Origin of the sequence: Thalassolituus sp. UBA3500 (genome assembly GCF_002377545.1) — a bacterium.
In the GTDB taxonomy this organism is placed as follows: Bacteria; Pseudomonadota; Gammaproteobacteria; order Pseudomonadales; family Oceanobacteraceae; genus Thalassolituus.
Genome location: NZ_DFQB01000060.1, coordinates 285,466 through 303,540, shown reverse-complemented (window position 1 = coordinate 303,540; position 18,075 = coordinate 285,466). Strand labels below are relative to the sequence as shown.

The window sequence follows — 18,075 nt, the reverse complement described above, 5'->3', positions numbered from 1 at the left end:
TCGCTGCCCGGCTTATACAGCCGCGGCACCGCTGACGATTTCTGAAATTTCCTGGGTGATAGCCGCCTGACGAGCCTTGTTATACAGCAAGTTCAGCTCGGTGATCATGTTGCCGGCGTTATCGGTGGCGTTTTTCATCGCCAGCATACGCGCAGCCTGCTCACAGGCATTGTTTTCTACTACACCCTGATAGACCTGAGATTCTACGTAACGCACCAGCAGACCTTCGAGGATCTCTTTCGCGTCTGGTTCGTAGATGTAATCCCAGTGACCTTTCAGTTCTTCGTCCTTTTGTGCCTTGAGTGGCAATAACTGCACCGCTTCAGGCGATTGGGTCATGGTGTTCACGAAACGGTTATAAATGATGTACAGACGATCGATACGACCTTCGTCATACGCTTCTAACATCACTTTCACCGAGCCGATCAGGCTGGCCAGCTCTGGAGCGTCACCCAGGTGAGACTGGGAGGCGACAACATTGCCACCGAAGCTGTTAAAGAACAGAGATGCTTTTGAGCCGATTGCACAGTAATCAACTTCAACACCCTTTTCTTTCCACTCTCCGGCTTGCTGGGCGAGGCGCTTGAACATGTTGTTGTTCAGGCCACCGCACAGGCCACGGTCGGAAGACACCACGATATAGCCAACACGCTTGACGTCGCGGTCCTGCAGATAACGATGACGGTATTCAGATGTCGCATTCGCCAGGTGACCGATCACATCACGGATTTTATCCGCGTATGGACGGCTCTGTTGCATGCGCAGCTGAGCACGACGCATTTTACTTACGGCAACTTTTTCCATTGCTGAAGTAATTTTCTGCGTGCTTTTTACGCTCGTAATCTGCTCTTTAATTTCTTTACCGACTGCCATAGTGCAACCTATTTAACTGAGTGAATCCAGCTGGCGGTGATTCCTTTTCAGGAAGCCGCCAGCACCGGACTTACCAGGTCTGAGTGCTCTTGAACTTCTCGATACACTCTTTCAGACCTGCCGCGATCTCATCATTGAAGTCGCCCTTCACGTTGATCTTCGCCATCAGTTCAGCGTATTCGCTGTTGGCGTAGCTCAGCAGAGCAGCTTCGAATGCCTGGATCTTGGCCACTTCAACGTCTTCAAGGAAGCCTTCAGTAGCAGCGAAAATCGACAGACCCATGTCCGCAGTAGACATTGGAGCGTACTGACCCTGTTTCATCAGTTCAGTAACGGCTTTACCGTGCTCCAGCTGCTTACGGGTAGCTTCATCAAGGTCAGATGCAAACTGTGCGAATGCCGCCAGTTCACGGTACTGAGCCAGCGCCAGACGGATACCACCGCCGAGCTTCTTGATGATCTTGGTCTGTGCAGCACCACCTACACGGGATACAGAGATACCCGCGTTCATCGCCGGACGGATACCGGAGTTGAACAGGTTGGTTTCCAGGAAGATCTGACCATCGGTAATGGAGATCACGTTCGTAGGTACGAACGCAGATACGTCACCACCCTGGGTTTCAATGATCGGCAGAGCCGTCAGTGAGCCAGTCTTACCTTCAACACCGCTGACCTGCTTAACGTAGTCAGCGTTTACGCGACATGCGCGCTCAAGCAGACGTGAGTGCAGGTAGAATACGTCACCTGGGTATGCTTCACGGCCCGGTGGGCGCTTCAGCAGCAGGGAGATCTGACGGTAAGCCCAGGCTTGTTTCGTCAGGTCATCGTATACGATCAGAGCGTCTTCACCGTTGTCCAGGAAGTACTCACCCATCGCACAACCACCGTATGGAGCCAGGAACTGCATTGCTGCAGGATCAGCGGCGCCAGCGGCTACGATAATGGTGTGCTCCAGGGCACCGTGTTCTTCCAGCTTACGTACAACGTTAGCGATAGAAGACTGCTTCTGACCTACGGCAACGTAGATACATTTAACGCCAGTACCTTTCTGGTTGATGATGGCATCGATCGCCATCGCCGTTTTACCAGTCTGACGGTCACCAATGATCAGCTCACGCTGACCACGGCCAACCGGAACCATGGAGTCAACAGCTTTGTAACCAGTCTGCAGAGGCTGATCAACACCCTGACGTGCAATTACGCCTGGTGCAACGCGCTCAACAGGAGCGGTGGTATCAGTCTCAATAGGACCTTTACCATCGATTGGGTTACCCAGTGCGTCAACCACACGACCCAGCAATGCTTTGCCAGTAGGTACTTCAAGAATACGGCCAGTACACTTCGCAGTCTGACCTTCAGCCAGACCTTTGTAGTCACCCAGTACAACTGCACCAACAGAGTCACGCTCCAGGTTCATTGCCAGGCCGAATACGCCGCCTTCAAATTCAATCATCTCACCGTACATAGCGTCGGCAAGACCGTGGATTCGAACGATACCGTCGGATACAGATACGACGGTGCCCTCGTTCTGGGCTTGAGAAGTAACATCAAGGCTTTCAATACGCTTCTTGATTACTTCACTGATCTCAGATGGATTCAGTTGCTGCATGAATCGTCCCTCAAACTAGGATTTCATCGCTTCGGCTAACTTTGACAGTTTGCCAGTTAAGCTACCGTCTATAACCAAGTCCCCGGCACGGATAATAGCGCCACCGATGAGAGACTCATCGACTTCGCTGGTTACCCGTACGTCACATTGCAATTTGGCTTTTAAGGCAGCTGCCAGTTTCTCTGCCTGGGCATCGCTCAGCTCGTATGCTGAAGTGACGACAACATCCACTGCATTCTGCAGTTTTGCCTTCAGTTCTTCATAGAGTTCAGCGATTTCAGGCAGTAATGCCAAACGCTTGTTTTCGGCCAATACGGCCACCAGGTTTTTGGCTGCTTCGTTCAGCTTGTCGCCACATACGTCAATAAGTGCCTGTGCCTGCTGTTCAGACGTCAGGGAAGGATGCACCAGTACCTTCGCCAGATCGGCGTCGGCTGCGAAAGCCGACAGGACTGCCAGGTCATCAGACCAGGCATCGAGTGCACTCTTCTCACTTGCTTCAGCAAACACTGCCTTTGCGTATGGCCGAGCGAGAGTTGTTAATTCAGCCATGGAAAACCTCGCTTAGAGCTCTTTGGCCAGTGTATCCAGCAGCTCATCGTGAGCTGATGCATCTACTGATTTGCCAAGGATTTTCGCTGCACCGGCTACTGCCAGTTCAGACACCTGCTTACGCAGAGCTTCTTTAGCGCGGTTTGCCTCTTGCTCAACTTCAGCTTGAGCAGCAGCTACGATGCGCTCACCTTCGGAACGAGCATTATCTTTTGCTTCGTCCACGATCTGGTTAGCACGTTTGTTCGCCTGTTCGATGATTTCAGCAGCTTTCTCTTTTGCTTCACGCAGCTGGTCCGCGGCTTCTTTCTGAGCCAGTTCCAGATCACGTGCAGCGCGGTTAGCTGCGTCCAGACCATCGGCAATTTTCTTTTCGCGTTCTTGCATAGCCGTCAGCAGGTGAGGCCATACAAACTTCATGCAGAACCACACGAAGACGCCAAAAGTGATGATCTGGCCGATCAGAGTCAAATTTAAGTTCACGCCAGAGCCCTCATGTTCGTTGATTAAGGAAGTTCGTTAAGAAATGAACCCTTAAGCTGCGAACATCAGGTACAGGCCCAGACCAACGCCGATCATAGGCACGGCGTCAAGCAGACCAGCGATCAGGAACATTTTACCCTGAAGCATTGGACCCAGTTCAGGCTGGCGAGCAGTACCTTCCAGCAGACGACCACCCAGCAGACCAAAACCGATAGCTGTACCCAGAGCACCCAGACCAATCATCAGAGCCGCAGCCAGGAATACCAGACCTTGTTCCATAATTTTCTCCAAATAGAAGTTAAGTTAGTTAAGTGAATTTAAGGTTTAAAAATTAATGATCTTCGTGCGCCATGCTCAGATACACGATGGTCAACATCATGAAAATGAACGCTTGCAGTGTGATCACCAAAATGTGGAATACCGCCCACGCCCACTGCAGAACACCAGCCATCAGACCCAGTGCAATACCCGCAGAGAACATCAGTGCGATAAGAATAAAGATCATCTCGCCGGCGTACATGTTTCCGAACAGACGCAGACCCAGAGAGATAGGCTTAGCGATCAGGGCAACGATCTCCAGGAAGAAGTTCACTGGGATGAAGATGGCCTGAACGACAGGATTTTTAGCGCTGAATGGCTGCAGCGTCAGCTCAGCAACGAAGCCGCCAATGCCCTTGATTTTGATCGAGTAGAAGATCATCAGAGCGAATACGAAGATTGCCATACCCAGTGTGACGTTAACGTCAGTAGACGGTACGACCTTCATGTAATCGATACCCACGGCCATGGCCAGAGTAGGCAGAACGTCAACCGGGATAAGGTCCATGAAGTTCATCATGAATACCCAGGTAAAGATGGTCAGAGCCAGCGGTGCGACGAGCGCGCTGCGGCCGTGGAAAGATTCTTTTACGGTGTTGTCGATGAACTCAACAATCATTTCAACGAAGTTCAGGAAGCCGCTTGGCACGCCTGTGGTCGCTTTCTTAGCCATGCGCCAGAACAGGAACATAATCAGGGCGCCCAGACCAAAAGACCAGCCCAGTGAATCAACATGAACCGCGTTGAAACCCATTGCAGACGCTTCAGCGCCGCCGTGAGCGAAAGTCCAGGTTGCTTCAGTCAGCTCAGTGGTTGTGCCGTCTTCGTTTTCACGAACATAGCCCGCTGGCAGCTTGCCATAGGTCAGGTTCGTAAGGTGGTGCGAAATATACTCTTGGGAGTTACCAGCCATCGTACACTCTCAGATTTTAAGGTTTATAAATTGGCGATTCTTGCTGAGGCAATGTGCCCCAGCTGCACTGTTATGAAACCAGCAAACAGTGCCAGAACATTCAGAGGCTCAACGCGTTGGAAGATGACACCAAAACACAACGCTGTGAGCACAAACTTCCAGGATTCACCCTGGTAAAACGATTGCACCACCTGAGTGGCTGCCCTTGCACCGGTGTAGCGGAACGCTCGCCAAATAAAGTAGGCATTCGGGAGGGCGCATGTCAGTCCTCCGAGCAATGCCGATTTGGCGGCCACATCGCTGTGAATCCAGGCCAGAGCTGCAGCTATCAGGGTCAGGACCAGCTGTAAAATAATGATCCTGTAAACCGGTGGACGCGGTATCGACGACAACCTGTGCTCCACTTCTTTGATGCTGAATTTGCAACGCTCTGTTTGAGCAACCCATTTTCAGGGCGCGAGGATTATAGGGGCTACGGCCCCGCGCATCAACAGCAAGCAGGCCGAATCAATGAGATATTTGTAAGACAGGGCCGACATGGCCGTAGATGATGGGCTGACTGCAGAAATCAACCCCTTATAACCGTATTTAACGCGGGGTGATCTGCACAGAAACCCCTTTCGCTGGCAAGGGTATTGAGGTAGGAATAGATGCCGGAGTCACCACAGGAAGCTCGCTGCGCACATCAGGCTTCGGCGCTGTACCGATTTCCGACTCTTCTTTGCCGGTTTCTTCGTTCGAGCGCTGTTGCTCCAGCCCGGTGAGGTAATCAACCCGCGTATTACTCAGGGATGAATCATCGAGCATCATCATGGGGCGCGGTGTCGCCAGCGCGGCTGCCGACAGCAGCAGGGTACTGCAAATCAGAATTTTCATAGGCAAGTCCTCTGTTACTAACAGTCTAGTAATCAGAGGCTCGCCTGCAGCGATGTGTCAGTTAAGGCACGGCATTTAGGACAGCCCGACGGTGCGACTCACTGAATGTGATCGAGAATTCCGTCGAGCTCATCAAGACTGGTGTAGTTAATCACCAGCTTACCTTTGCCCTTGGCAGAGTGCTGAATAGCAACCTTCGCCCCGAGGCGCTCGCCTAACATGCGTTCGAGGCGCTGAATATCCGGGTTCACCGGCTGTTTGCTGTCGGCTTTCTGGTCTTTGCCATCCAGCAGGTTACGAACCAGCGCTTCGGTCTGACGCACGGTAAGCGCCCGGGCCACAACATCAGCGGCAGCACTACTCTGCTGCTCAACCGGCAAACCCAGCAGGGCGCGGGCATGGCCCATTTCAATGTCGCCGTGCTCAAGTAATACCTTCACGTCGTCATTCAGATTCATCAGACGCAGGAGGTTGGCGACTGTCGCGCGGTTTTTGCCTACGGCTTCGGCCACTTCCATCTGAGTCAGTTCAAACTCGTGCTGCAGGCGATGAAGTGCCATCGCTTCTTCCATCGGATTCAGGTTTTCGCGCTGGATATTTTCAATCAGCGCCATAGCGATGGCGGCTTCGTCGGGTACGTCACGGATCAGCGCGGGGACCCGATCCAGCTGCGCCAGCTGACTGGCACGCCAACGACGCTCACCGGCGATAATCTCGAAACGATCAGTCTGCTCTGGCAATGGACGCACCACGATTGGCTGCATCAGCCCCTGAGCTTTAATAGAGGCGGCCAGTTCTTCCAGAGCTTCTGGTTGAATGTCGCGGCGTGGTTGATAGCGGCCTGGCTGAATCCACTCAACCGGGAGGTGACGCAGTTCACTCTCCTTCGCTGTCGCTGAGTGCACTTCACTACTTTCAGATGCGCTGACGCTTTCGTCTGTTTCTACAGACTCACTGACAGGCACTGCCGCACTGTTGGAGCTTGCCAGCAGTGCATCAAGGCCACGGCCTAAGCCACGTTTTTTCTTTGTTGCCATCTATCGTTTCCATCTGCCCACAGGGCGGTAATTATTTGCTCGCGGTCATACGCCGGTTGAGTTCGCCTGCCAACGCCAGGTAAGCCAAAGCGCCTTTTGATGCCTTATCGTACATCAACACCGGCAGGCCATGGCTCGGCGCTTCTGCCAGTCGTACATTGCGAGGAATCACTGACGTAAACAGCTTGTCGCCAAAGTGCTCTGTCAGTTGATCAGATACATCTTTGGTCAAACTGTTGCGCGGATCGTACATGGTGCGGATCAGACCGGTAATCTCGAGCTGCGGATTTGGACCAGACTGAATCGAGGTGATGGTCTGCATCAGTGCGCTCAGTCCTTCCAGTGCGTAATACTCACACTGCATCGGAATCAGAATGCCCTGCGCGGCGACAAGCGCATTCAGTGTCAGCATATTCAGCGACGGCGGGCAGTCGATCAGGATATAGTCGTACTCTGGAAGCAGCGGCCTGAGCGCGTTATTCAACTTCTGTTCACGGCCACTGACTTCCATCAGCTCGACTTCCGCTGCCGTCAGATCGCCATTTGCAGGAAGTACATCGAAATTGGCTTCTGGCGCCGGGGTTAATGCCTGCCCGGCACTGCAGTTAGAAACCAGAACGTCGTACATAGAACGTTCGATTTCGTACTTATCCACACCACAACCCATGGTGGCGTTGCCCTGAGGGTCGAGATCAATCAGCAACACCCGGCGCTTGGTCGCTGCCAGCGACGCCGCCAGATTGACTGCCGTCGTCGTTTTACCAACACCACCTTTCTGGTTAGCAATAGCAAAAATGTGAGTCACGCTGTTTGATCCTTATGAGACAACCGGTAGCAGGCGTAGCAGATGACGCTCGCCATCCACGCCCGGTATTCGAAGTTCGGTGACCTGAGTAACCTCAAACTGGCCTTTCAGATCATCTATTTCCTGCTGTGGATATTGCCCTTTCATGGCCAGAAAACAACCATGTTCTGCCCGCAGATGCTGACACCAGCCAGTCATGTCGGCCAAAGAAGCAAAGGCACGGCTGACAATCATATCGAAAGGTTCAGGGGGATGATATGCCTCGACTCTGTCATTGACGATAGTAACGTTTTCAAGTGACAGAGACGTCTTTGCCTGAAAAAGGAAGCGAGTCTTTTTTCCATTGCTGTCGAGCAGCGTAAATCGTTTCTGCGGATTCATAATCGCCAGAACGATGCCCGGAAGGCCAGGTCCAGTACCAACGTCGATGATATTGTCCGCATCCTGAACAGCGGGATGGACAGCAAGGCTGTCGAGCAGGTGCAAAGCGACCATGCCGGACTCATCACGAATGGCCGTCAGGTTATAGGCTTTGTTCCACTTCTGCAGAAGCGCCAGATAGTGGAGGAGGGCCGCAAACTCATTGTCGGAGACCTTGATACCAAGGGCCTCTGCGCCCGCGCGGAGCTGCTGTTCAGATGTACTCATTGCCGGATTATTCAGGAAGAGGAAAAGGCCGCGAGTTTATCACAGGTTAGCGATCAGTCAGACTCAGCAATGATAAATCCGGACGAATAAGCAAAGCGTTGACCTCCTGCGAGCGTAACCAGTCTTCTCCAGATTCTTGCTTTAGCATCGCGATGCTTGAGAGCGTGCCAGCGAGAAGACACGACGGAGCAATGACGGTCACCGATGCCCAGTATTCCACCGGTAATCCCGTTCTGGCATTCAGAAGATGACAGTATCGCTTGCCGTCGATTTCAAAGAAGCGTTCATAGTCCCCACTACTGGCCATTCCGCCCTGATATACGGGCAATGATGCGATTGCACTTTCCGTGTCACGCGGATTACGGACGCCTAACTGCCAGGGGCTGCCATCTGCATGCGGCCCGAGAACGCAAAGATCGCCACCCAGATCGACCACACCGCGGTTAATGCCTGCCTCGCGAGCGATCTTGGCGGCGGCATCGACTGCGTACTCTTTACCGATACCGCCAAGATCCAGCTCCATATCAGGCGGCATCGTCAGGTGCGCCTCTGATATTTCAATGCGGCTTAGTCCGATCCGCGGGAGTAACCGCGCCAGCGTGGCCTCTGAAGGTAACTGCCCTGCGCGGAAATCCCAGGCCTGACGCAGAACCCCAGAAGAAATATCAAACAGGCCATCACTCTGCTCGAAGCAGGCACAGGCATAGTTAATCAACCAGAGCGTTTCGTTATCCAGGCCCACTTTCTGACCTGCGCGCTGGTTAATATCAGAAAGAACGCTGTCATCACGATAGCGACTGTATTTAGCTTCGATACGACGGACCTCTGCCTCCATGGCGTGGATCACATCAGTTGGTGTGCCGGCCGGGAGATGGAAGCAGCAGGGCGACGCCATGGCACGAAACTCATGTGCCAGATAGGTCGCTCTGGCGTCAGAGTGTTTTGTACTCAATCCCAAGGCTCACTATTGAATAGTCCACCAGCGCCGGAGCTTCGTCGTCCGGCGTCTGCAGCAACATCATATCTTCGGATGACATATATTGCTGAATGTCCCCACTGATCTGCCAGCGCCCATAACCCGCACTCGCTGCAAGGCCGACGTTAAACGCGCCGTAGGAAGACAATCGGTAATCCGAACTGCTGTACTCACCGGCTTCAGCAGGCGTCAGCCGATAAAAACTGGCCTGCGTTTGCCGGTAGTAGCGTAACGAAGGGGTCAGTTTAAAACTGAAGCGCCCGGCATTCAGTGCCTGCGCCCAACGGGTTTCCAGCGTGTTGGAATAAATGCCCCAGCTGTCGGTATAAAAGCGATAATCCAGGTGCAAAGCAGCACCGCCACCCACCGCAAAGTAGTGGCGCGCCCGCGCATCAATCAGATACTGAGAGCGCTCTCCGGGGCGGTGGTCGTCCAGTTTATAAGGATCAGACAGGTAACCGGAGAGCCGGGTAAATCCAGCGCCGACCTGTAGAGCCAGATTCTTATTGATCACCTGAGATACGCCCTCGTAGAGAGAAACGCTACGTTTCACCCGACCGTCAGCTCTGCGCCTGGCTTCTGACAGAAACTCATCCGTCGGTGCCAGTACGTCATATGACAAGGTCAGCGAGCCCATCAGGGTCGTGTGTTTATTCATCAGGTTGAGGGAACCTTCAGCGCCGACGGCCACCGAGTCATAATCATTCTCGGTCGAGATCGCCAGCAGACCGCCCAGGGTGCCATCAACAGTATCCTCGAAGTAGCGGGTAGGAGCGAGCTTCAGGTCAATCCTGCTCTCATCAATGCTGGCACCGCTCATCAGCACGGCACTCTGGCCTTCTGAGTTTTTGTATGTCTGCATAGGCGATGCGCCTGACATCGTCTCGTACTGCAGTTCGCTATTCAGATACCATTGACCGGCTAATGGCCGGCGATAGCCGAGCTGGTGAATATCAATACTGTACCGCGTCGTTTCGTCAGAAAAGGTTCGCGACTCAGGTATATCGGCTTCCTGATACTGGCTGAACCGATAGCTTACTGCCTGCTCGGTGGGTACTGGCTCGGCTTGTCCGGCAAGTGGCGCCGCTGCCGCTGCCAGGGCTGCCAGAGAATTCATAGTTTTCTTCATCAGTTACAGCCGCAGCCGCCTCCTGCCGCTGCGCCCCCGCCGGACGAGCCTTCCTTAGAATGGTGAATGTGATTATCGAGTGAGGCTTTCAACGGGTCGGTATCCCAGGCCATCACATCATGCGCGAGTCGCCCGCGGTCCCAGGGCTCAACGGCAGAGCAGCCTGAAAGAACAGGTAACAACACAGACAGCAGACCTGTAAACAGCAGCGGCTTCATCCAAATATCCTGAAGTCAGGTACGTTAAGTGGGTAATTGTCAGCCAGTGAGGTACTGCCTACGCCCATCAGATTTCGTATGGCCCGGTTCACATGTTGTGGCGTCAGAGTCTGGCCCGAGGCATCCGGCTGCCCAGTTGTAAGGTTCACCGGCTGTGCCATAAACTCATTTGTCGATGCGCCAAACACGCGGCCTCCGGTACTCCCCGATTTGAGCACCATCATACTGGTGACGGGCCAATGATCTTTGCCATTGCCCGAGTTGTAATAGGGAGTACGGCCGAAGTCAGAGCCCATTACGACGGTTGTACGATCAGCGATACCGGCATATTCAATCGCAACCATCAAAAAGTGAACACCTTCCAGCAGATCGCCCAGATCAGGGTAAGCATTGGCGTCGTGATTCCCGTGGGTGTCGAACCCACCTACATTCAGGTTCGCACTGGCGGTCAGGCCTGCAGCCATTGATGCAACCACCACCTCGGCCTGACTCTTAAGACTGTTGGCACGGTTGGTATTCCAGTGATCATCACGCAGTACGTTGGCCTGCAGATCATCCAGGCGCACCGTCAGCTCGCCAAGGTTACTGTCGGTATTGCGGATACCAAACAACTGCTGGAGCTGTTTCCGTCTTAATGGCAGCTGTTCGCTGTCCAGCTGACGCTGAATCCGTGCTCGCTGCGCCGTCTCAATGTGAGAATACTGATCCACTCCACGGTTAGCCGTGCGAAAGTGAAAACCACGATCATCGTAATAGCTATTCGGGTCAGCGACTTCACTGACAAACCCGGCGCTGCTGGCACGCGCTCGGGCGACCAGAGAGTCGGTAAAGTCATACCCACCGTTACTGATATACGCCATGGGCAAGGTTGGCGCGACAGATGCCGCAAAATACGCAGCCAGACTGGGGTAGCCGGTCTCATCGTTACCAGACCAGACAAAGCGATTGCCAGTGTCATGATTGTTAGTGCCAGTATCGATGCCATTGATCACCGTCAGGCGATTACCGTAGGTCGTAAAGAAGCCATCAAACTGGTCGTTAATACGCTGGCGCACCAGTTCGTCGTTAGAGACCCCTTCAGGAATCGCACTCCACTGAATATTACCGAAGGTTTTATTGCTGTCGAGGTCAACCGAATTGGTAGAACCTTCGTAGCGGTCTGATCGATCCTGGTAGGCTTGATTAAGCCCCTTAGGGTCGCATATCGATGTCGGGTCCCAGCCACCACTGGCATTCACCACAATCAAAAAGCGGTCGGGTGGCGCTGCCTGTACTTTTGGCGCCCATAAGGGTGCTTGTGCAGTCAGGCCTGCGGCCGCCATCATCTGCAGAAAATTACGACGTTTCATTGCGGCCTCCTTATTCGTACACGAAACGGTAGTCAGACATGAGATAAGTCAGCACCGCCATCCAGGCACGGATGCTGTAGTACTCGTCCTGCTCAATGCGTTCTTCTGATGGCAGGTCGCCATCTGTGCGTCCGTCCGCCTGACGCATCCAACGTGCCCGGCACTCCCACTCAAGCCAGTCACTCGGTTGAGGATCATACTGCTCGCGGTTGGCCAGCATGGTCTGGCCTTCACTTAGTACCGCCAGGAACAAATCATACGTCGCCTGCTCTTCAACACTTCCCGCAGAGATGTCCTCACCCAGCAGTACCCAATGCAGGTAGCGGATGTTTTCTTTGATGCGATCAACGGCTGAGGGGTTGGCCACTCCCTCAAGGTCGAAAGGTAGCGTCTCGACCTCTACGTGCGGAAAGAGACGACGTTGCGAGGGCGAATTAAGGAAATCATACGCCGTTGAACGGCATGCCATCTCGGTCGCCATACGATTCTGGATCGCAATAACTAAGCCGCCCGGCTCACGAATTCGCTCTGTCACACTGTCCGAGTCCATCCCACCATACATAATGCGGTTGTCTTCCCAGCGCAGCTCATCCCAGCCAAAACCAAAAATCGCCTGTAACTTAGTCTGCATCTGTTCCGGGCTGATGAATTGACTGGCACCGATATGATCGTTCACCGCCAGCTCTTCCGCATCCACGCTCGCCGCACGGTAGTAGGGGCTCATGACCAGGGCTTTGACGGCAGCTTTGATATCCCAACCATCTGCAACCATGGCGTCGGCCACACTGTTGAGAATGGCGCGCTGACTGTTATACGCGAGCTTCTCATCGTCTGACGCATCGGCAGCCGGCGCTGGCAGTACCTCCTGGCCGATCATACCCTCATAGAGCGTGCGTACCGTGGCACGGGCAAATCTTGGATCGGCTGCAATCTCGCTACCGAGCCATTGCAATAAAGTACGGAACTGGCCTTCTGACCCTGACAGGGGTGCCTGCTTACCACCCAGCCCCGGTGGCTCAATATCCGAACCATCCCAATCATTCACCGAAGAGCTGCCCGTTACGATGTATCGACCACGGTCTGTCCAATGCTGGAATGAAGAAGACACCGGGTCCATGACCTGATGGCAGGCGTAACACGCCGGGTCGAGGAGAGTAGGATTGCTGACACCAGAACCAATACCGTCTTCAGGGCGATCCCCCTCGATGGCCAGAATGTCAGTATCGAGGAAGTAATCGAACACGATACGCGCACGGTGACGGTTTCTGTTCGTTCGGGTCGTCGGGTAGCGATTCAGAAACATCGGCGAAGTCAGAACACCGGCATGGGGAATACCGCCCAGCTCATACTCAAGCTGTTTGGTGACGCGGGCAGGGCGGAAGTCACTCGGGTCGTAGTAAATCTGCACGCCATTTTCATCGCATACCGGTTCGGCCAGCTGCCTGAATTCGTCAGACTGAATCAGCTCCGCTTCGTACACCTGCTGGCTGTACCAGTTCACCATCATAAAGTCGGCGGTCATGTATAAGGTATGGGGCAGATCATTTATCGCCGCGTAACGGATAAGCTCCAGCGGTTCACGGGCGACTGAGTCGTTCGTGACATCACGGACGCAGCGGCGAATGCTGCTTTGCTCATCAGCGGCATACACATCGTTGTACCATTTGCGATTCGGGTAATCGTCGCTGTCGAGCAGGTTGATGCCGCCTTCATTCAGGTTGCTTGAAAGGTACTTATCGGTGAGAAGCTGTTCGTTAAAAAAGCCCATCAGGTTGTCGTAAAAACCCGGCTCCAGCTGCATAGCGTCCAACGAGGTACTGAGCCCGGTATCCGCACTTTCCGCAACCTGAGCTAACTCAGTTCCGGTAGGTAAGCGGCCCACTAACTGAAGTGATGCTTTGCGCAACGTCAGCGCAGCCGACTGGTTTTCCACACCCTGAATAGTGGCCAGCGCATCCGCCAGGTTCTGCCCGTTAAACGCATAAAGAATATATTCGGCGGTGTCAGAGGCACAATCATCGACGCACGCTTCGACATCACCAATGGGCATCGTGCGGCTGATTTCATCTGCTAACACCGAAAAAGAAGAGCAGGTCGCACAACCGACGAGAGAGGGGCCGACAGAGGTACCGTTGCCATCAAGGCCGTGGCAGGACGCACACATCTGCTGATAATGTGCATGCCCGGCGGCGTTATAGCCGTCATCGGCAAGCTCGCCGCTGTAGTTTTTATCACACCCGGCCAGCCAGAATATGGCCATTCCGACTGCCAGCAATTTTAGGAGATTCATACCCTGTCCCGCGCTGTGTCCGCTCAGTTCCTGTAATCGCCCGATGTTATAGCAGTGGCCCTGACGAAAAAATGTGACCCGCTACGAAAAACCCTGTTTAGCACAGGGATACTTACTCTCCGATGACACAAATGCGCCACTCGGTTCGATATGCCGTTATCCTGAGACGAATTACGCCGTCGTCGAGTTGGATAAAGAACAGAGTGTTCATCCAAAGTCGGGATGCCCAGCCTGAGCCGCATCTATATACTGTCGGCCTCAGTAACGAGGACCATCATGTCAGCCCGTAGCCCCTTCTGGCCTCTTGTCGCCGCCGCCACCACCCTGATCGTCGTTCATGGGTTTGGTCGTTTTATTTATACCCCTTTGATTCCACTGCTAGTAAGTGATGGTTTACTCACGCTTCAGCAAGCAGCACAGCTGGCTACATGGAATTACGTCGGTTATCTCGCAGGCGCCATGATTGCGCTGTTAGCGTATCAGAATGGCTGGGGACGGAGTGCCCTGCTTACCGGCGTGCTCGGCAACGCAGTCATCACGCTGCTGCAAGTGGGTGGCGATTACTTTCCGTACATGGCAGGTCTGCGTTTAGGCAACGGCATTACCAATGGGGTGGTCTTTGTGCTTGCTCCGGCGCTGGTGCTGGAGTGGCTCGCCGCCCGCAACAAAGCGACGTTAAGCGGCCTGATGTATCTGGGTGTGGGAGCTGGTCTGCTGTTAAGCAACCAGATCGTTGAAAGCACTGCGATCTGGTTACAGGGCAACGACCGCTGGATACCTGCGGCCATCATCAGCATTCCCCTGGCTCTCTGGTCCGGTGTTTACCTGTTCCGCCTCAGCTCAGGCGATGCACCTGTCAGCCGGGATGACCACTCAGCCCTCTGGGACAAACAGAGCACGCCGCTGTTTCTGTCGTATTTTGGCGCCGGCCTTGGCTACATTCTGCCGATGACCTTTCTGCCTGCAGTTGCACAGGAGTGGAGCATCGACGTCAGCCCCAGTCCCTGGCTGATCGCCGCTATTGCCTCTGTTCCCTCAATTTTCGTCTGGAATTCTCTGGGCAACCGGCTTGGCGACCGCAACGCCCTGATTCTCAACTACGCCGTTCAGGCGATATCCATCGCGGCGATACTGGTACTGCCATTTCAGGTCAGCGGGCTGTGGATCTGTGCCGCGATGATAGGTGGAAGCTTTTTAGGCGCCGTGTTCCTGACGCAACGGCTGGCGCGCTCCATTCATCCTCATCAGGGACCACGCCTGAGTGCCGCCCTGATCGCACTGTATGGTGTCGCACAACTGCTCGGCCCCATTGTCGCAGAAGCGGGCATTCACATGGGCGCCACACTGGCGTCCACCTTTGTCTGGGGGCTGGGCGCCTGCGTGTGGGCTTTATTGCTCATGCTCAGAGTTCCGGTAAAGCCTCGCCAAACCAAGCTGCAGTCCAAACAGTTTCAATAATTGGTTAACCGTCTGAATCGTCGGGTTACCTTCGTCGGATTCGATCGCTACCAGTGTCCGGCGGGAAAGGCCACAGAGCTTTGCAAAGTCAGCCTGATTCTGACGTGCGATATGACGGCGAAGCACCCGTATGGCACCGCCCAGAGATAATTCGCCCGTTGAGACAGAGCGTTCAACCCAGGTCAGCACTTCTGTACGCGTCATCGCTTTAAAATCAGGGAGATTCTTTGTCATGACAAATGTGCTCTCAGGTCAACTCTCAAAGCAGCCCCCACTGTTTCAGACGATCAGGTACTCTTTTCAGATTGAGTGCATGGAGCTCGTAATCCATCACCTGTTCAGGCACTCCGAATTCACTCGCATACTCAGGTAAATCGAAGAGTGTTAAGGCAAAATCGCGCAACCCCGACCATAGGCGCTGACCATCAAGATGTGTTGCCGCTGCCGCTTCGTCGCAGATTTCCCGCCAGCGGAAATTGCCTCCAATTTCGTTGTCATTGCTCCAACGGCTGGTACGGGTAATGCCCGCTTCATCCAGCACCATCGGGGCAAGGTCGTAGACCGGGGCAAGGCAGATTCCGGAGTTAAGGCGCATTACGGATGTATTTCGCCCATGATTATCGCTATTGCCTGAAACCACGTTTAACAGATCTCTGCGCAGGTACTCCTGCACCATATTCTCTATGTCATCGCTCTGGGCATATTCATTCCAGAGATGGGTAAGCGCCTTAAGATACGTCGTATGATGAATTGTCGCGCCCGGAACAATCACACCTGACAAAGAATACAGGGATTCGACCGCCAATCGCTCTGTTGCTCCATGAGCTGTAACCCGATCAAACCTGGGCATCCACAAGCTGGCTATTTCTCTTCCTGGCTGGCCTGATTCAATGTGTATGGTTGACGAAATCGTATCGAAACCTAGCCGCTGAGCCACTTTGTAATACGCGTGTTCGGTTTCAAGAATCAGGCTGTCGCTGGCCAGAGAGCGCCCCTGGCGGGAGCTGCGGCGAGGAAATTTAACCAGAAAGTACTCCTCCGCCTGACTGTCTGGCAGCGAGCCATCCGGATAACAAAGCCCATCGGCACCGCGAGTCAGCAGGTACTTAGGCGCATCACCGCCAGCACCGGTTGCCCCCCCTACAGCCGCACCTTGTGCGCGGGCATAGTCAAGAAACTCTGTCGCCTGTTCGAGCACGTCAGACATTTGGAAACCAATCATCGGAAGCTCTGAACTTTCTGTCACGCTTTCTTTGATACGCAGATTGCCAATAGGAGCTCGGGTACATTCAGCCAGCAACTGGAAGTCATACTTTGGCTGCTCGATGTCCGGCAAATTAAGCTGCTGTCCCCAATAACGACGAGCGGCGCCCATGGGTACGATGTCCAAAAGAAATGCGGGCCAGTGAGGCGTTTCATGCGGGAAAAAGTCGAGCGGATAGCGGGCGCTGACCCGCGCCGCAGGATTTCCCTGAAAGCGTGCAACATACCCGGCGTCGTATTCCAGCGTAACAGCACCATGACGACCAGCATCAGGGTCACTGAAATACAGTTCACAGGCGTCCTGCCAGGCACCACCAAGATAGGTCTGAAGCGTTAGTCGTGACATATTCTGCCCATAATGAATGCGCACTAAGTTGCACTATTTATACGATACTAAGAGTTAATGTGCAATATATTGATCATTACATCCAGAAATATCACAAAATGAGCACTTTACTGCGCAATCCGATTGTCGGTTGCCACACATCCTTTTTTTAAGTTCTTGGAGCCCACGACACAACAGATCAGCAGTACTCTACCGCGCGGCTGCCCGGCGCAGACGATCATTAACGGCCTGCCAACGCTCTGTTTGCGGAGGGCATTCAATACACAACTCCCAGTGGCCTTCCATATCCGCACTGGCAGCGTGCCACTCAGAGCAGAGCGCCAGAACCTGTTCACGATCCATCAGGCCTTTGTGAACACCCGCTTCCGAGTGCACCATCCAGCCCTGAGCCGGGTAGCGTTCCAACAGGGTTTCCAATGCCGTCGCATCAACTACCTTGGCCGCTGAGCTTTCGGGTCCCATCCATGCGTCGGCGTGCGCACCGAGAATACCTGTTCTTTGGCCCGCGACTTTTCTTCGTCGCGGCGGGCACCCCCCAGGGCGGCATCAAAGCCGTATTTATCTAACGCCTGCTTTAGCGCCACCGTTTTCATCTGGTCGTTGTATTTCACCGAGCCGGATTCAATCGGGTGTACCCCAAGCTCAAGCGCTTCCTCGTTAATATGCACCAGCACATTCAGATCAAGCTCTTCTGCGAGGCGGTCGCGGAACTGCGCCATTTCAGCAAATTCCCACGTGGTATCAATATGCAGCAGCGGGAAGGGGACCTTGCCGGGGTAAAACGCTTTCCGCGCCAGATGCAGCATGACGGTGGAGTCTTTGCCAATCGAGTAGAACATACAGGGGTTATCGAACCCCGCAGCGACTTCGCGAATGATATGGATGGCCTCAGCCTCCAGCATCTGCAGGTGGGTAAGGCGCTTCTCTGCCAT

General features: G+C 53.9%; 20 protein-coding genes and 1 pseudogene. 1 reads left to right on the top strand and 20 read right to left on the bottom strand.

The annotated features are described in order from the left end of the window. Window positions 1-12: 12 nt before the first annotated feature. The 16 genes from atpG to B2R29_RS16770 all read right to left on the bottom strand — a co-directional run bounded on the left by atpG (window position 13) and on the right by B2R29_RS16770 (window position 14,076). Window positions 13-873, bottom strand: coding sequence for a F0F1 ATP synthase subunit gamma (atpG, locus tag B2R29_RS16845; protein WP_301182119.1), 861 nt, complete (start codon window positions 871-873; stop codon window positions 13-15). A gap of 70 nt (window positions 874-943) precedes the next feature. Further along, a complete protein-coding gene (gene atpA / locus B2R29_RS16840) occupies window positions 944-2,482 on the bottom strand; it encodes a F0F1 ATP synthase subunit alpha (protein ID WP_076514340.1) in 1,539 nt (512 codons plus the stop codon). Window positions 2,483-2,497: 15 nt separating this feature from the next. After that, window positions 2,498-3,034: a F0F1 ATP synthase subunit delta gene (locus tag B2R29_RS16835; protein ID WP_076514341.1), complete on the bottom strand. Its 537-nt coding sequence runs from the start codon at window positions 3,032-3,034 to the stop codon at window positions 2,498-2,500. Between the two features lie 12 nt (window positions 3,035-3,046). After that, window positions 3,047-3,517: a F0F1 ATP synthase subunit B gene (locus tag B2R29_RS16830; protein WP_076514342.1), complete on the bottom strand. Its 471-nt coding sequence runs from the start codon at window positions 3,515-3,517 to the stop codon at window positions 3,047-3,049. A 51-nt stretch (window positions 3,518-3,568) separates the two neighbouring features. Continuing rightward, window positions 3,569-3,796, bottom strand: a complete 228-nt coding sequence (gene atpE / locus B2R29_RS16825) for a F0F1 ATP synthase subunit C (protein WP_015488783.1) — start codon at window positions 3,794-3,796, stop codon at window positions 3,569-3,571. A 52-nt stretch (window positions 3,797-3,848) separates the two neighbouring features. Next, entirely contained in the window at window positions 3,849-4,748 is a 900-nt protein-coding gene (gene atpB, locus B2R29_RS16820; RefSeq protein WP_068435191.1) for a F0F1 ATP synthase subunit A, read from the bottom strand. Window positions 4,749-4,771: 23 nt separating this feature from the next. Further along, complete coding sequence (locus B2R29_RS16815) at window positions 4,772-5,140, bottom strand: F0F1 ATP synthase subunit I (RefSeq protein ID WP_273092219.1); 369 nt, start codon at window positions 5,138-5,140, stop codon at window positions 4,772-4,774. 196 nt (window positions 5,141-5,336) lie between these two features. Next, entirely contained in the window at window positions 5,337-5,624 is a 288-nt protein-coding gene (locus B2R29_RS16810; protein WP_301182118.1) for a hypothetical protein, read from the bottom strand. 98 nt (window positions 5,625-5,722) lie between these two features. Further along, entirely contained in the window at window positions 5,723-6,661 is a 939-nt protein-coding gene (locus B2R29_RS16805) for a ParB/RepB/Spo0J family partition protein (RefSeq protein WP_301182117.1), read from the bottom strand. Between the two features lie 31 nt (window positions 6,662-6,692). Beyond that, a complete protein-coding gene (locus B2R29_RS16800) occupies window positions 6,693-7,466 on the bottom strand; it encodes a ParA family protein (protein ID WP_301182116.1) in 774 nt (257 codons plus the stop codon). Window positions 7,467-7,478: 12 nt separating this feature from the next. Further along, window positions 7,479-8,114, bottom strand: coding sequence for a 16S rRNA (guanine(527)-N(7))-methyltransferase RsmG (gene rsmG / locus B2R29_RS16795; protein WP_301182115.1), 636 nt, complete (start codon window positions 8,112-8,114; stop codon window positions 7,479-7,481). A 46-nt stretch (window positions 8,115-8,160) separates the two neighbouring features. Then, on the bottom strand, window positions 8,161-9,066 hold the full coding sequence (locus B2R29_RS16790; protein ID WP_301182114.1) for an FAD:protein FMN transferase: 906 nt from the start codon (window positions 9,064-9,066) through the stop codon (window positions 8,161-8,163). Beyond that, on the bottom strand, window positions 9,047-10,207 hold the full coding sequence (locus B2R29_RS16785; RefSeq protein ID WP_301182113.1) for a DUF3570 domain-containing protein: 1,161 nt from the start codon (window positions 10,205-10,207) through the stop codon (window positions 9,047-9,049). The genes B2R29_RS16790 and B2R29_RS16785 overlap by 20 nt, the downstream gene beginning before the upstream one ends. Window positions 10,208-10,218: 11 nt before the next feature. After that, the gene (locus B2R29_RS16780) at window positions 10,219-10,437 is read right to left on the bottom strand and encodes a DUF4266 domain-containing protein (RefSeq protein ID WP_301182112.1); all 219 of its coding nucleotides are present in this window, start codon (window positions 10,435-10,437) and stop codon (window positions 10,219-10,221) included. Then, entirely contained in the window at window positions 10,434-11,786 is a 1,353-nt protein-coding gene (locus B2R29_RS16775) for a DUF1501 domain-containing protein (protein ID WP_301182111.1), read from the bottom strand. Before B2R29_RS16775 ends, B2R29_RS16780 begins: the two co-directional genes overlap by 4 nt. Before the next feature lie 10 nt (window positions 11,787-11,796). Continuing rightward, on the bottom strand, window positions 11,797-14,076 hold the full coding sequence (locus B2R29_RS16770) for a c-type cytochrome (protein WP_301182110.1): 2,280 nt from the start codon (window positions 14,074-14,076) through the stop codon (window positions 11,797-11,799). Between the two features lie 276 nt (window positions 14,077-14,352). Here B2R29_RS16770 and B2R29_RS16765 point away from each other — a divergent pair, with 276 nt between their 5' ends. Then, window positions 14,353-15,534, top strand: coding sequence for a YbfB/YjiJ family MFS transporter (locus tag B2R29_RS16765; RefSeq protein ID WP_301182109.1), 1,182 nt, complete (start codon window positions 14,353-14,355; stop codon window positions 15,532-15,534). On the opposite strand, the gene B2R29_RS16760 is transcribed toward B2R29_RS16765, so the two are convergent. The 4 genes and pseudogenes from B2R29_RS16760 to cysD all read right to left on the bottom strand — a co-directional run. Beyond that, window positions 15,466-15,768, bottom strand: coding sequence for a helix-turn-helix domain-containing protein (locus tag B2R29_RS16760; RefSeq protein WP_301182108.1), 303 nt, complete (start codon window positions 15,766-15,768; stop codon window positions 15,466-15,468). The genes B2R29_RS16765 and B2R29_RS16760 overlap by 69 nt on opposite strands. Before the next feature lie 25 nt (window positions 15,769-15,793). Further along, entirely contained in the window at window positions 15,794-17,143 is a 1,350-nt protein-coding gene (locus B2R29_RS16755; protein WP_301182107.1) for a type II toxin-antitoxin system HipA family toxin, read from the bottom strand. Window positions 17,144-17,332: 189 nt separating this feature from the next. Beyond that, the gene (locus tag B2R29_RS16750; protein ID WP_301182106.1) at window positions 17,333-17,548 is read right to left on the bottom strand and encodes a hypothetical protein; all 216 of its coding nucleotides are present in this window, start codon (window positions 17,546-17,548) and stop codon (window positions 17,333-17,335) included. A gap of 32 nt (window positions 17,549-17,580) precedes the next feature. After that, window positions 17,581-18,075, bottom strand: a pseudogene (gene cysD, locus B2R29_RS16745) (sulfate adenylyltransferase subunit CysD); the annotation flags it as partial.